Source organism: Chryseobacterium arthrosphaerae (assembly GCF_001684965.1).
Classification (GTDB): Bacteria; Bacteroidota; Bacteroidia; order Flavobacteriales; family Weeksellaceae; genus Chryseobacterium; species Chryseobacterium arthrosphaerae.
Map to the genome: position 1 here is coordinate 570,326 of NZ_MAYG01000012.1, position 13,946 is coordinate 584,271.

12 protein-coding genes are annotated in these 13,946 nt (G+C 37.5%); 3 read left to right on the forward strand and 9 right to left on the reverse strand.

Annotation, left to right across the window (positions count from 1 at the left end; all coding sequences use genetic code 11):
- The 8 genes from BBI00_RS17965 to BBI00_RS18000 all read right to left on the reverse strand — a co-directional run bounded on the left by BBI00_RS17965 (window position 1) and on the right by BBI00_RS18000 (window position 8,040).
- Window positions 1-888, reverse strand: a complete 888-nt coding sequence (locus BBI00_RS17965; protein WP_065400232.1) for an NAD-dependent epimerase/dehydratase family protein — start codon at window positions 886-888, stop codon at window positions 1-3.
- Entirely contained in the window at window positions 889-1,956 is a 1,068-nt protein-coding gene (locus BBI00_RS17970) for an ATP-grasp domain-containing protein (protein WP_065400233.1), read from the reverse strand.
- Window positions 1,953-2,354 (reverse strand): sugar 3,4-ketoisomerase, encoded by a 402-nt coding sequence (locus BBI00_RS17975; protein WP_065400234.1) that lies wholly within the window; start codon window positions 2,352-2,354, stop codon window positions 1,953-1,955. Before BBI00_RS17975 ends, BBI00_RS17970 begins: the two co-directional genes overlap by 4 nt.
- An 8-nt stretch (window positions 2,355-2,362) precedes the next feature.
- Window positions 2,363-3,616, reverse strand: coding sequence for an ABC transporter ATP-binding protein (locus BBI00_RS17980; RefSeq protein WP_065400235.1), 1,254 nt, complete (start codon window positions 3,614-3,616; stop codon window positions 2,363-2,365).
- A 43-nt stretch (window positions 3,617-3,659) separates the two neighbouring features.
- A complete protein-coding gene (locus tag BBI00_RS17985) occupies window positions 3,660-4,508 on the reverse strand; it encodes an ABC transporter permease (protein WP_065400236.1) in 849 nt (282 codons plus the stop codon).
- 173 nt (window positions 4,509-4,681) lie between these two features.
- Window positions 4,682-5,545, reverse strand: coding sequence for a glucose-1-phosphate thymidylyltransferase RfbA (gene rfbA / locus BBI00_RS17990; RefSeq protein WP_065400237.1), 864 nt, complete (start codon window positions 5,543-5,545; stop codon window positions 4,682-4,684).
- Window positions 5,546-5,642: 97 nt separating this feature from the next.
- Window positions 5,643-6,722, reverse strand: coding sequence for a dTDP-glucose 4,6-dehydratase (gene rfbB, locus BBI00_RS17995; RefSeq protein WP_065400238.1), 1,080 nt, complete (start codon window positions 6,720-6,722; stop codon window positions 5,643-5,645).
- 4 nt (window positions 6,723-6,726) lie between these two features.
- Window positions 6,727-8,040 (reverse strand): UDP-glucose dehydrogenase family protein, encoded by a 1,314-nt coding sequence (locus tag BBI00_RS18000; protein WP_065400239.1) that lies wholly within the window; start codon window positions 8,038-8,040, stop codon window positions 6,727-6,729.
- 213 nt (window positions 8,041-8,253) lie between these two features.
- On the opposite strand from BBI00_RS18000, the gene rimP reads away from it, so the two are divergent.
- The 3 genes from rimP (at window position 8,254) to infB (ending at window position 13,026) form a co-directional block, all read left to right on the forward strand.
- Complete coding sequence (rimP, locus tag BBI00_RS18005; protein WP_065400240.1) at window positions 8,254-8,721, forward strand: ribosome assembly cofactor RimP; 468 nt, start codon at window positions 8,254-8,256, stop codon at window positions 8,719-8,721.
- Between the two features lie 17 nt (window positions 8,722-8,738).
- A complete protein-coding gene (nusA, locus tag BBI00_RS18010; protein WP_002982960.1) occupies window positions 8,739-9,974 on the forward strand; it encodes a transcription termination factor NusA in 1,236 nt (411 codons plus the stop codon).
- A gap of 79 nt (window positions 9,975-10,053) precedes the next feature.
- Window positions 10,054-13,026, forward strand: coding sequence for a translation initiation factor IF-2 (gene infB, locus BBI00_RS18015; protein ID WP_065400241.1), 2,973 nt, complete (start codon window positions 10,054-10,056; stop codon window positions 13,024-13,026).
- A gap of 86 nt (window positions 13,027-13,112) precedes the next feature.
- On the opposite strand, the gene BBI00_RS18020 is transcribed toward infB, so the two are convergent.
- On the reverse strand, window positions 13,113-13,793 hold the full coding sequence (locus BBI00_RS18020; protein ID WP_065400242.1) for a hypothetical protein: 681 nt from the start codon (window positions 13,791-13,793) through the stop codon (window positions 13,113-13,115).
- Between the last annotated feature and the right edge of the window lie 153 nt (window positions 13,794-13,946).

Below are 13,946 nucleotides of genomic sequence, written 5' to 3' on the forward strand. Positions count from 1 at the left end.
TTACTTTTTATTTTTTTTCATGTACTCGAACTCTTCCCTGAGCCCTTCTTCTAAAGAAGTTTCATGGGGTAACAAAAGGGCATTCATTTTTGAACTATCAAATACAAAATCCCTTCCTTTTTTTTCAACAGGTATCTTTTCTATTATTACCTCTTTGTTTGAAATCTGTGTTATTATATTCACCAAATCATTGATCGAAATAGAACGGTTTCCGACTAAGTTGATAACTCCTGTATCTTTTAGATGAATAGAGTTGATAATAGCTTTAACAATATCTTTAATATAAATAAAAGAGCGTAACTCTTCTCCTGTACCCCAAATCTGAACAGGCTTTCCCGATAAAATATTATGAATTGTTGCGGGAATTATTTTTTGATAAGCTTCTTCACCCGGACCATACACATGCCCTATCCTTAAGATTTGAACGGATTTATTATTTTCTTTTCCCCAACTTTCTACCATCTTTTCTGAATACAATTTAGAATGGCCATAGAGTGAAGCCGGTTTTTCTAAAGTGTCTTCAGAAATAATGTTCTCATTATCATAAACGTCAAGTGTACTAAGGTAAATGAATTTTTTTAGATGAGGTAAAGCTGCATTTAATAATTTTTCTGTGTGAAATATATTTGAATTAGATGATTGAATGTTATTTGCTTCACTTCCTTTTTTAGGTGTGAAAGCTCCGGCATGAATGATCGTATCAATGTTCTGCAAACCATTTTTTAAGAAAAAATCGCTTTCAAACTGATAGTTGTTGTGCAACAGATAGGTGCACTCTGTTATTGGTTGAGAGGTTAAGCAGACTATATTTTCTTTACCGTATCTTTCAATCAGGTGTGAAAGCAGGTGTTTTCCTATAAATCCCGAAGCTCCAGTTAAAAGTAACATTTACAAATTTTTTATTCGTTGCTGTATCTGAGTATCCGTCATTAGCTTGGGTTGAGTATCCATGCCTCTTAACCACAATAATCCGTCCTGTAAGGGGTTTATTTTTTTATTTAATTGTGGAAACTCATTATATAAAGCAATGTCTTTAAATATTTCAGGCATATTCAATCCCGCTTCGGTAAAAAATAATACCGTAGTAAAGAATCTTGAAATATTTATTTCTGTAGGATTGGGAACACCATTTTTATCATAAGCCATATCTACTCCAAAAATTCCATGAGGTTTATCTGAAACGGCCTTGATCGTGGCTATTGATATTCTGTCTACCTCAGGATCCGAATAGGTCTGACCTACTTTTGTGACCCCTGTAACACCGGAAACAGTTCTGTTCCCATGAGTCCATCCTTTTCTCAATCTTGTTTGGGCGACTACCAATTCACCTTCATGCCAAATGGAAAGCCATGTTACGGTATCCGGAGTCAGCATTTCTGCAGCCACAAAGTCTCCCCATCCATGATATCGGTCGATCCACCCTTTTGCAAAAGAAAAGTCATTGGTAGGGAGGGCTCCTTTACCGCCTCCTCCAATAGATGAAGCTCTTAACCATATATTTCCATCTTTGTCTCCTAAATCTGAAAAAGCTTTTTTAAGATCATCCTCATTATTGATCATGATGTTTCCGGGTACTGTTACACCAGCTTCTCTGCATTTCAAATAGGTTTTATATTTATGAACGCAGGTATCAATAACTTCATGAGACGGCATAAACGTTTTGGTACCGGCAGAATGAATATCTTCTCTGATCATAGAGGCGTGATAAATCTCCAGATCATTTTGAAAGTGTATCAAATCAGGTTTTTCCTGATTCAGTATTTGTAATAATGATGTTTTATAATCGGGTTGGTTGGCATAAGGTATATAAGATACTTCATGAGCATTGGAAAGAATAAGGTCTGTAGGCTCACTGCCCATGCCGATTATTCTCTCCTTTTTAGAACTTCGGAGAAGAGAGTTGATAACTCCTTCAGAGGGAGCGCCGCCTGCACCGGCAATTAGTATTTTAATCATTCTATGAGTTTTTGAAAATCTTGATAATCTCTTATATAATCGTCTTCAGTATACGGCAGAGATGCTAAACATAAAAGTACAGCATTATGTGAAAACTTAATGTCTCTCCATACCAGTTTGGGAATATATATGCCTTTAGACGGATTGTTCAGAATAAAAGTTTCTTTGTGGCCATCTTTATTTTCTGTATTAAATTCTATGATACCTGAAACAGCAAATATTAATTGTTCAAGATTTTTATGTGCATGGCCTCCTCTTATTACATCTTGTGGGGTATAATAAGTCCAGTATACACGTTTAACTTCAAAAGGTATATTTTTTAAATTTTCAGCGACAGTAATGAAACCTAATGAAGAATCACCTATTTTTTCTAAATCAAAATATTGAACTTTTTCCATTAAACAATTTATTTTACAATATAATTAAAATCAGGTCTGATAATTCCGGGCAATACATTAATATTTTTACCCATTTTCACATTTTCAATTTCAAAGCCTATTATTTCATTGGCGACATACAGAGGGATTCTCTGATCCTCACCAAACATGAGTTTGAAATAATAATTACCTGTATTGAGAAGGTGTGGCGGGATTTCAAATTCTACAATATATTCTTTTTTCTGAGAGTCATTTTGAGTGGTGATAGGAGCTCCGGTATGAAAAACTACAGCTTCTTCATAGGTTCTCAGTTCAAAAGTGGTGTCAATATTGATATTCTCTTTGAAATTATAAAATCTAAGCAGGATTTTAATCCCTGATTCAATGTCTAAAAACTGTCCTTTTGTAGGCTTAACGGAAAATTCTAAAATTCTGATATTTTCATTTCCTAAAGCTGTCTCCAAAGGACCTTCATGAAGGTAACTTGATTGTTTTTCAGAGCTTTTCTGATATTCTGCAATAGTATCCAAAATACCTCCACTATATGACAGCTGCCCTTGATGTAGCAAAATTCCTGATGAGCAAAGCTCTTTTATGGCAGTCATATTATGACTTACAAATAAAATGGTTCTTCCTTCTCCTTTGGTAACATCATTCATTTTGCCAAGACATTTTTTCTGAAAGTCAGCATCCCCCACAGCCAATACCTCGTCAACGATTAATATTTCTGATTCTAAATGTGCTGCTACAGCAAATGCAAGGCGTACATACATTCCGGAAGAATATCTCTTGACAGGAGTATCAATATATCTTTCAACACCGGAAAAGTCTACAATTTCATCAAACTTTCTCTTGATCTCCTTTCTTGTCATTCCAAGAATAGCTCCATTCAGAAAGACATTTTCCCGTCCCGTCATTTCAGGATGAAAACCTGTTCCTACTTCCAGCAATGATGCAATTCTTCCATGGCTGTATATTTTACCGGTTGTGGGTTTGGTGACTTTACTCAGGAGCTTCAGCAATGTTGATTTCCCGGCACCATTTCTTCCGATGATTCCTACAGCATCTCCTTGCTTAACTTCAAAGTTGATATCACGAAGAGACCATACATATTCAGAATCTCCCTTGGTGGTTCTGTCATTGGCTTCACCAATCTTCAGATAGGGATCTTCTTTTCCTCTTACTTTATGCCAGAATCTGTTGAGGTCATGGGAAAGAGTACCTGTTCCGACTTGTCCCAGACGGTATTGTTTTGATATATTTTCTGCTTTTAAAGCCAGCATATTTAAATGATTTAAAATTAATAAGAAAGTTTCTCAATAAATGCTATACAGTATCCATAAAGCTTTTTTCAACCTTATTGAATACGACGATTCCTGTCATTAAAAGAATGAGAATAATCACCGTACTGATTCCAAGCATGGCAGGAGAGAAGTCTCCCGCCCCAATCCATGCATATTTAAAGCATTCAAAGATACCCGTTAAAGGATTATAATATGCCAGTTTTTTAAAGAATCCCGGTAATGAAGATACCGGATAAATGACAGGGGTGGCATACATGTATAAGCTAACCCCAAAACCTAACAGCATCGCCAGATCCTTATATTTTGTAGTAAGTGAAGAAAATATCATGCCTACTCCCAGAGCAAAAAGTGCCATTAAGAATATAAGGAACGGAGTGGCAAGAATCCAGATATTAGGATGAACTTCTCCTTTATTCAGATAATACGCCCATACAAGAATGAATAACAGAAACTGTACCCCAAATCTCATAAGGTTGGAGAGAACAATGGAGAGTGGAGTAACCAGCCTCGGAAAATAAACTTTTCCAAAGATTCCTGCATTTCCTGTAAATGTAGACGATGTAGCCAGTAAAGAGGATGAAAAATAATTCCAAAGAGTAACACCAGCAAGGTAAAAAAGCAGTGGTGGTGCCCCATCGGTAGGTAATTTTGCAATTCTTCCAAAAATGACCAGATATACGATGGTTGTTAAAATAGGATTGATAAAAAACCATATAGGTCCTAAAATGGTCTGTTTAAAGCTGGATACAAAATCTCTCTTTACAAACATATAAACAAGATCTTTGTATCTCCAGACTTCTTTTAGCTTCAGGTCAAACAACGAATGATCAGCATCAATCGTTTCAGTCCACTTCTGTTGTGGTTCATTCATCTGTGTAAGTTTTTTGCAAATTTATAATAATTAATCTTACTGTATTTTTGAGGTTATGAATTTTATTTCAAATAAAAACCAAAAAGCAACAACTAATATATTGATATTTGCTGTTATAAACAAAACTATTGGCTATAAAGCCAATAGTGTGCGGATTTTATAAATTGTATTTACTATTTTTCTATAAGCTGCTTCAGATATTCACCATACCCGCTTTTTCCGTATTTAGTGGCAGTTTCCAGAAGTTTTTCTTCATTGATGAATTTATTTCTGAAAGCAATTTCCTCAATACATCCGATTTTGAATCCCTGTCTTTTTTCAATAACACTTACGAATTCTGAAGCGTCATGAAGGGAATCAAAAGTTCCGGTATCCAGCCATGCGGTACCTCTGTCCAGAACGGCTACTTCAAGCTTTCCTTTGTTTAAATAAACATTGTTGATATCGGTAATTTCAAGTTCTCCTCTTGCAGAAGGTCTGATGTTTTTGGCAATCTCCACTACAGTGTTATCATAGAAATATAAACCGGGAACAGCATAGTTGGATTTTGGCTTTAAGGGCTTTTCTTCGATAGAAACCGCCTTCAGTTCTTTGTCGAATTCTACCACTCCGTATCTTTCAGGGTCTGCCACATGATAGGCAAAAACGACGCCTCCGTCCGGATTGGTTTTGTTTTTCAGTAAAGTTCCCATTTCGGAACCATAGAAAATATTGTCTCCTAAAACCAGGGCGGCAGAATCGCTGCCAATGAATTGGTCTCCCAATATAAATGCCTGGGCTAACCCGTCTGGGCTTGGCTGTACAACATACTCGATGTTGCATCCTATTTGGGAGCCATCTCCTAAAAGTTTGATAAATCCTTCCTGGTCGTGGGGAGTGGTAATAATTAAAATATCCTTGATGCCCGCTAAAAGAAGCGTGGAAAGTGGATAGTAGATCATAGGCTTATCGTAAACAGGCATTAATTGCTTACTTACTGCGATCGTTAGAGGGTAAAGTCTTGTTCCGGATCCTCCGGCTAATATTATTCCTTTCATTGTGTGTGAATTACGCCAATTTTCATTTGCGTGTTATATTGATCGTTATTTTGTGACTGGAGTGATGTTGTTTTTCGCTTTTCTCAATAATGGAGATCTAGCTATATTGTTTGTTGTAATATTCCTGGTAATTTCCTGAAGTTACGTTTTCCAGCCATTCTTTATTTTCCAGATACCATTCAATGGTTTTTCCTAATCCTTCTTCAAAAGTTACGGAAGGTTTCCATCCTAAGTCTTTATTCAATTTTGTAGCATCAATCGCGTAGCGCTTGTCGTGTCCTGGTCTGTCTTTCACAAAAGTGATCAGTTTTTCAGAATAGCCTTCCGGTTTTCCAAGCTTAGCGTCCATTTGTCTGATAAGTTCTTTTACCAGATCAATATTCTGCCATTCGTTGAATCCGCCGATATTATACGTTTCTCCGGTTTTTGCTTCATTGAATATCTGGTGGATGGCTCTTGCGTGGTCGATTACAAATAACCAGTCTCTGGTGTATTTTCCGTCACCATAGATTGGTAAAGGTCTTTCATTGATGATATTTGAAATACAAAGAGGAATCAGCTTTTCCGGGAAATGATTTGGTCCGTAGTTATTGGAACAGTTGGATACGATGAAAGGCATTCCGTAAGTGTTTCCGTAAGCTCTTACCAGGTGATCCGAAGCTGCCTTTGATGCGGAATAGGGTGATTGTGGATCATACGGTGTGGTTTCTAAAAAGAATCCGGTTTCACCTAAGCTGCCATATACTTCATCTGTAGAAACATGGTAGAATAAGTTGGTTCTTTTTTCATCAGGAAATCTGCCGTGGGTATGATCAGGATTCAGGGTCCAGAACTCTTTACAAAGATTAAGAAGATTGGCTGTCCCGTTTACATTGGTGTTGATAAAAGCCATCGGATCAGTAATACTTCGGTCTACATGGCTTTCTGCAGCTAAATGTATTACTGCATCCGGGTTATATTTTTCGAAAACTTTTCTGAGTTCTTCGGGCTGGGTAATATCTGCTTTTTCGAAAACATAATTAGGTTCATTTTCAATGTCCTTCAGGTTTTCAAGATTTCCGGCATAGGTAAGGGCATCAAGGTTGATGATGGTTGTGTCCGGATTGTTTTTTACGAATTCTCTTACAACATGAGAGCCAATAAATCCGGCTCCTCCTGTGATGATAATATTTTTCATTTATTTATTTTGAGATGGTCTTTCTTCCTATACTTTTATAATGAAATCCGTTTTGTTCGGGGATTTCCAGCGGATACATATTTCTGCCGTCAAAAATGACCTTGTTCTTCATTTTTTTAGCCATAAGTTCAAAATTAGGATTTTTGAATTCAGGCCATTCTGTTGCAATGAACAATGCGTCCACGTCTTCCAGTGCATCATACATTCCTTTGGCATACTGTATCTGATCTCCGAGTAACTTTTGAACATTACTTTCTGCAACGGCATCATAAGCTACAATTTGGGCGCCTTTTTCCAGTAATAGTGCAATATTATCCAAAGAAGAAGCTTCTCTGATGTCATCTGTATTAGCCTTAAAAGCCAGTCCCCACATGGCAATTTTCTTTCCTTCGATATTTCCGCCAAAGTATTTTTCAATTTCAGAAACTAAAATGACTTTCTGGGTGGTATTTACTTTTTCAGTGGCTTCAAGAATCTGGAAATTGAAATCTTCCTGTTTGCCGGATTTTATAAGCGCTTTTACATCTTTAGGAAAACAGCTTCCTCCGTATCCGATCCCGGGAAATAAAAATCTGTGCCCGATTCTGTCATCGCTACCCATTCCTAGTCTTACTTTATCCACATCCGCCCCTACTTTTTCACAGTAATTGGCAATTTCATTCATAAAGGTAATCTTTACAGCTAAAAATGAGTTGGCCGCATATTTGGTGAGTTCGGACGATTTTTCATCCATGAAAATGATCGGAATTCCGGTGTTGGTAAAAGGCTGGTAGATCTTAGACATAATATCCTTTGCCCTTTCTGAGCTTGCCCCTACCACCACTCTTGACGGGTTCATAGAATCCTCCACCGCAAAGCCTTCTCTGAGGAATTCAGGATTGGAAACAACATCAAAAGCAATTTTTGTTTTAGCGGATATGGTTTCCCTTACTCTGTCTGCGGTTCCTACCGGAACGGTACTTTTATTAACGATGACTTTGTATTCGGTCATCATCTCTCCAATATTATTGGCAACCTGAAGTACATAGGAAAGATCTGCTGATCCGTCTTCTCCCGGAGGAGTGGGTAAGGCCAGATAGATGACCTCACTTTTATCTAATGCTTCCTTCAGATTGGTGGTGAAAAATAATCTTTCAGACTGGATGTTTCTCAGAAACATTTCTTCAAGGTTCGGCTCATAGATGGGAACAATGCCGTTTTTCATACCTTCTACTTTCTTTTCATCAATATCAACACAGTATACTGAATTGCCAAGTTCTGCAAGCGTAGTTCCTGTAACTAGTCCTACATAACCTGTTCCTACAATCGTTATATTCAAAATGTTTGTTTTAAAATTCTAAAGACAAAAATAATAAAAATACTTTCACTTACTCCTTTAATTTATTGTAAATGAATCCTTCTCTATTTACTTGATAATAAGATTATTTTGTGTTTTTAGAAAAAAAGCGTATATTTGCAATGGATTTACGGAAAAAATGGGAAGGCTTCGCAAGAAAGCCTTTTTTCGTACTGTAAATCAAGATAAAAATATATGGAGTTTAGAAAAAGAATTGAAGAATTATTAAATGAATTCCTTGAGACCAGAAAAGATCTGTTTCTGATTGATCTTAAAATTTCTGCAGGGGATGATATTACAGTGATTTTAGATGGTGACCATGGAGTTTCATTGCAGGATTGCCTTGATGCAAGCCGTGCTATTGAATTCAATATGGACCGTGAAGAGCATGACTTCAGCCTTCAGGTAATGTCTGCAGGATTGAGCGAGCCATTGGTGACCCCAAGACAGTTCAATAAAAATATAGGAAGAGAGATTGAAGTAATGTTGGATGATTCTTCTAAAATTGAAGGGGAATTGTCAAAAGTAGATGAGGAAAAGATCACACTTATTCTGCGCTACCGAAAACCAAAAGATATCGGAAAGGGAAAAGTGGATGTGGAAGAGGAGAAAGAGATTTCTTACTCTGAGATCAAAAAAGCATTAGTAGTAATTAAATTTTAAAAAAGAAAAAAGAATAGATGGATAATATAGCGTTGATTGAATCCTTTGGTGATTTTAAAGACGAAAAAGGGATCAGTAAGATTGATCTTATGGCAATTATTGAAGATTCACTGAAGACCCTTTTGAGAAAAAGGTTCGATTCAGATGATCATTTCGATGTGATTGTAAACCCGGATAAAGGAGATTTTCAGATATTTTTGAATAAAACTATTGTAGAGGATGAAATGTCTGAAGATGATGATTTGGAAATTGAAATTTCTGAAGCAAAGAAGATTGATCCTACCTTTGAAGTAGGTGAGGACTTTACAATGGAAATTCCTGTTGCGCAGTTAGGAAGAAGAAACATTCTTACCCTTAAGCAGATTTTGGCAACAAAGCTTCAGGAGCACAATAATGCAATGCTGTACGAACAGTTTAGAGATAAAATTGGTGAAATCGTGGTCGGAGAAATCCACCATATCCGTCACAAGCATGTAATTTTGCTGGATGATGAAGGAAACGAATTCATCTTACCAAAAGAAAACCAGATCCCATCCGATTTCTTTAAAAAGGGTGAGAATATCAGAGCTATTGTTGAAACAGTAGATTTTAAAGGTTCTAAACCACAGATTATTATTTCCAGAACTGCACCTAAGTTCCTTGAGAAGTTATTAGAGCTGGAAATTCCTGAGATCCAGGACGGAACCATTATCCTGAAGAAGGTAGTGAGAATTCCTGGTGAAAAGGCGAAGATTGCAGTAGATGCTTATGATGACAGAATTGATCCTGTAGGAGCTTGTGTTGGGGTAAAAGGATCCAGAATTCACGGCGTTGTAAGAGAGTTGAGAAATGAAAACATCGATGTTATTCAGTGGTCTAAAAACCCTGAGATCTTGGTGAAGAGAGCATTAGGAAACGTTACCATTAACAAAATTGAAATCAATGAGGAGACCAACTATGCATTAGTATATACTCCGGTTGAAGAAATTTCTAAAGTAATCGGAAAACAAGGTCAGAATATCAGACTGGCTTCTTGGTTGACAGGATATGAGATTGATGTATACAGAGAGTCCAGCGAGGATGATGATGTTGAATTGAAAGAATTCAATGATGATATCGAGCAGTGGATTTTGGATGAGTTTAAGAAAGTAGGACTTACGACTGCAAAATCAGTATTGGATAAAGAAACTGAGAGTCTTTTAAATATGGTTGACCTTGAGGAAGAAACAATTGAAGAGGTTAAACGTATTCTGAGAGAAGAATTTGAAGATTAAGATTTTAGAAATAAATTTTAATAAACAGTAAAAAAGAAATACTTTAATTTTAAAAATTAAAAAACAGTAAATAATATAGATGCCAAAAATTAGATTAAATAAAGCGGTTAAGGAATTCAACATTTCGATGTCCAGATTAGTAGAGTTTTTACAGTCAAAGGGTTTCGAGGTTGAAAGCAATCCTAACGCTCAATTGGAAGAATCGGCATATTCTGCATTGGAGGCTGAGTTTGCTAAAGACGGCGAACAAAGAAAGGCTTCCCATGAGGTGGTGATCACTAAAGTTCCGGAAGAAAAACTGGAAATTGAAGAGAAGAAAACCCCTGAAGTGATAAGAGCTAAAGCAAATAAACCAGAAACTAGAATTTTAGGTAAAATAGACTTAGAGCCTAAGAAACCTGAAGTTGAAGAAACTCCTGCAGCTCCTGTGGCACCTGTGGCTACACCGGTTGAAGAGAAGAAAGAAGAAATTGTGAAAGAAGAGCAACCGGAAGTAAAAGCAGCTCCTGAAAAACAGGAATTTAAAGTTTTGGATAAAATTGATTTGTCTCAAATAGAATCTAGAAACAGACCTGTGAAAAAAGACAAACCAAAAATGGAGGAGAAAAAAGAAGAAGTAAAACCAGTGGAACCAGTGAAAGAAACTCCAAAGCCAGCTGTAGCGGAAGAGAAAAAAGTGGAAACTCCAAAAGTTGAGGCTGAGCCTGAATCGCAGGAACCACAGAAAATTGAGACGGTATATCAGAAACTTGACGGTCCGAAGATCGTAGGTGAAAAGATCGACCTTACTCAGTTTGCTCCAAAACCAGGTGCTGGTGCAAAAAAGAAAAGAAAGAGAATTGAAAAACCAGGCGGAGGTCAGAATAACCAGGGCCAGGGTGGAAACAATCAAAACTCTGGAAATAATCAAGGTGGACAAGGTGGAAACCGTCAGCACAATAATAACGGTGGACAAGGCGGAAACCGTCAGGGCCAGGGTGGACAAGGAAACCGTCCACAAGGTCAGGGAGGTCAAGGTGGAAACCGTTTCGGAAATAACCAGGGTGGCCAGGGCGGAAACCGTCAGGGTGGTCAAGGTGGTGGCTTCAAAAAAGGAGGCCAGAACAACAGACCTGGACAAAGAGTTATGCCGGTTGAATTAACTGATGAACAAGTTAAAAATCAGATCAAGGAAACCTTAGAAAAGCTTACTAATAAAGGAGGTAAATCTAAATCTGCAAAACACAGAAAGGATAAAAGAACTTTCCGTAGAGAACAGGACGAACGTCAGCAGGAGCTTGAAGCGCAAGACAGAACGCTTAAAGTAACCGAATTCATCACAGTAGGTGAATTGGCCAGTTTGATGAACGTTTCTCCAACTGAAGTAATCTCTGCCTGTTTCTCACTTGGCGTCATGGTAACCATGAACCAGAGACTGGAAGCTGATACCTTATTATTGGTAGCAGATGAATTCGGTTATAAAATTGAGTTCTCTGATGCAGATCTTGAAGATACAGATGCAGAAGATGAAATCGATACTGAAGAAAGCTTAGTGTCAAGAGCCCCTGTAGTTACTGTAATGGGACACGTTGACCACGGTAAAACTTCATTACTGGATTATATCAGAAAAACGAACGTAATTGCAGGTGAGTCCGGAGGGATTACCCAGCATATCGGTGCTTATAATGTGAAACTGGAAAACGGTCAGAGAATTACATTCTTAGATACACCGGGTCACGAAGCCTTTACGGCGATGAGAGCAAGAGGTGCTCAGATCACAGATATTGCGATTATCGTAATTGCTGCCGATGATGATGTGATGCCACAGACAAAAGAGGCAATTGCTCACGCACAGGCTGCGGGAGTGCCAATGATTATCGCGATCAACAAAGTAGATAAGCCGAATGCAAACCCTGACAATATCCGTCAGCAGTTATCAGGTTTAAATCCGCCGGTTCTTGTAGAAGAATGGGGAGGAAATGTGCAGGCGCAGGAAATTTCAGCGAAGTTTGGTAATAATGTAGATGTATTGCTGGAGAAAGTTTTATTACAGGCAGAAATGCTTGAATTGAAAGCTAATCCTGATCGTTCGGCAAATGGAGTGGTTATCGAAGCATCTTTAGATAAAGGAAGAGGATATGTAGCAACAATGTTGGTACAAACCGGGACCTTAAGAGTCGGAGATTATGTAGTAGCAGGTAAAAACCACGGTAAAGTAAAAGCATTGCTTGATGAAAGAGGGAAAAACCTTGCGGAAGCAGGTCCTTCAATTCCTGCAACAATCTTAGGTCTGGACGGAGCACCTACAGCAGGGGATAAATTCCGTGTTTATACCGACGAAAGTGAAGGTAAGGCTATTGCCAATAAGAGAGAACAGCTACAGAGAGAACTTTCTATCAGAACGAAGAAACACACAACCCTTGAAGAATTGGGTAGACGTATTGCTTTAGGAGAATTCAAAGAATTGAATATTATCCTTAAAGGTGACGTGGATGGTTCTGTTGAAGCACTTTCTGATCAGTTACAAAGATTGTCAACAGAAGAAATCAGCGTGAAAATCCTTCACTCAGGGGTAGGACAGATCACTGAATCTGATATCAACTTAGCGGCAGCATCAGATGCCATCATCATCGGATTCAACGTAAGAGCCGGTGCGAATGCAAAAGAACTTGCAGACCGTGAGGAAATTGAGATCAGAACATACTCTGTAATCTATAAAGCTATCGATGAAGTAAAAGAAGCGATGGAAGGAATGCTTTCTCCGGAAATTCAGGAGCAGGTAATTGGTAACGTTGAGATCCGTGAAGTATTCAAGATTTCTAAAGTGGGTTCAATTGCCGGATGTATGGTTCTTACCGGAAAAGTTACAAGACAGTCGAAAGTACGTCTGTTGAGAGACGGAATCGTGAAATTCGATGGAGAATTGGAAAGCTTGAAGCGTTTCAAAGATGATGTGAAGGAAGTAACAAAAGGTTACGAATGTGGATTGAACCTGAAAGGGTATAACGATATCGAAATCGGAGATATTCTTGAAGTTTACGAAGAAGTAGCAGTTAAGAAAAAGTTGAAATAATACTTTTAACATATGATGAAACCCGGCGCCTCATTGAGGCGCCGGGTTTATTTTTTTACAATAACTTTTAATGTTTTCTTTTCTTCTTAATTCTGATTCATAAAGTTGACAAGCTTGATTAAATCTTCATCCCTGTCAAATTTTATTTTGTTGGATTTGCAGAAGTCATTTAAGCTATCTTTCTTATCCGGGAACAATTCAATGATGTCTTTTTGATTTCTCGGCTTCTTGATCAAACCTTTTTCCGTTTTAATGTAATATACAGCAGGTAAAGTTCTGAAGTTGGCAGGTCGCTCACTTGCGTATGAATTAGTAGCCGGTACAACATCTGTGAATTTGGTCTTGATCTTTTTATACAGACTGTTTTTGCCGTTCACCAATTCAAAAAAATACCCGTTTAGTTCATCCGAAGTCTGAAGCATTACGATGGTTTGTTTAGGAGAGGCAATCTCAATCCTGGAGAAATCTGCCGTTTTTGGAAGTACCTGAACTTCTCCGTTTTTCTTAAATTCTACTTCATCAGTGTAGCTGTTATAACGTACAGGAACCTGCTCGTAATTAGCCGCAATTTTGGCATTGGAGAATTCTTTTCCAATATAGGGAGAGTCCCCTGCAATCTCTTCGTATTTAAATGTCTTACCCGTAGTAGACTTGATTCCGTCAAATACCGACTGTGCTCCTGTAGCCCCATTTACTGAAAGTGTGTTCTGTGCAAAGCTTAAGGTAAAAGTAGCTAGAGCGAATGTGGTTAAAATTGTTTTTTTCATACTCTAAATTTATGAATTTTTAGTTTTGGTTTCAAAAGTATAAAAAATATTATTTTCAAAGAGTTGATGAGTCTCTTTTTTTGCTTTAGCAGACATATTTTTTTAAATAATAGATAAAACAATAAAAATTGATATGATTTTTTTGGGTTTTGT

What these genes read in the sequence shown, in the direction of transcription:
- BBI00_RS17965 (WP_065400232.1), bottom strand. Translation starts at nt 888, where the DNA reads ATGTTACTTTTAACTGGAGCTTCGGGATTTATAGGAAAACACCTGCTT.
- BBI00_RS17970 (WP_065400233.1), bottom strand. Translation starts at nt 1,956, where the DNA reads ATGATTAAAATACTAATTGCCGGTGCAGGCGGCGCTCCCTCTGAAGGA.
- BBI00_RS17975 (WP_065400234.1), bottom strand. Translation starts at nt 2,354, where the DNA reads ATGGAAAAAGTTCAATATTTTGATTTAGAAAAAATAGGTGATTCTTCA.
- BBI00_RS17980 (WP_065400235.1), bottom strand. Translation starts at nt 3,616, where the DNA reads ATGCTGGCTTTAAAAGCAGAAAATATATCAAAACAATACCGTCTGGGA.
- BBI00_RS17985 (WP_065400236.1), bottom strand. Translation starts at nt 4,508, where the DNA reads ATGAATGAACCACAACAGAAGTGGACTGAAACGATTGATGCTGATCAT.
- rfbA (WP_065400237.1), bottom strand. Translation starts at nt 5,545, where the DNA reads ATGAAAGGAATAATATTAGCCGGAGGATCCGGAACAAGACTTTACCCT.
- rfbB (WP_065400238.1), bottom strand. Translation starts at nt 6,722, where the DNA reads ATGAAAAATATTATCATCACAGGAGGAGCCGGATTTATTGGCTCTCAT.
- rimP (WP_065400240.1), top strand. Translation starts at nt 8,254, where the DNA reads ATGGAGTTTAGAAAAAGAATTGAAGAATTATTAAATGAATTCCTTGAG.
- nusA (WP_002982960.1), top strand. Translation starts at nt 8,739, where the DNA reads ATGGATAATATAGCGTTGATTGAATCCTTTGGTGATTTTAAAGACGAA.
- infB (WP_065400241.1), top strand. Translation starts at nt 10,054, where the DNA reads ATGCCAAAAATTAGATTAAATAAAGCGGTTAAGGAATTCAACATTTCG.
- BBI00_RS18020 (WP_065400242.1), bottom strand. Translation starts at nt 13,793, where the DNA reads ATGAAAAAAACAATTTTAACCACATTCGCTCTAGCTACTTTTACCTTA.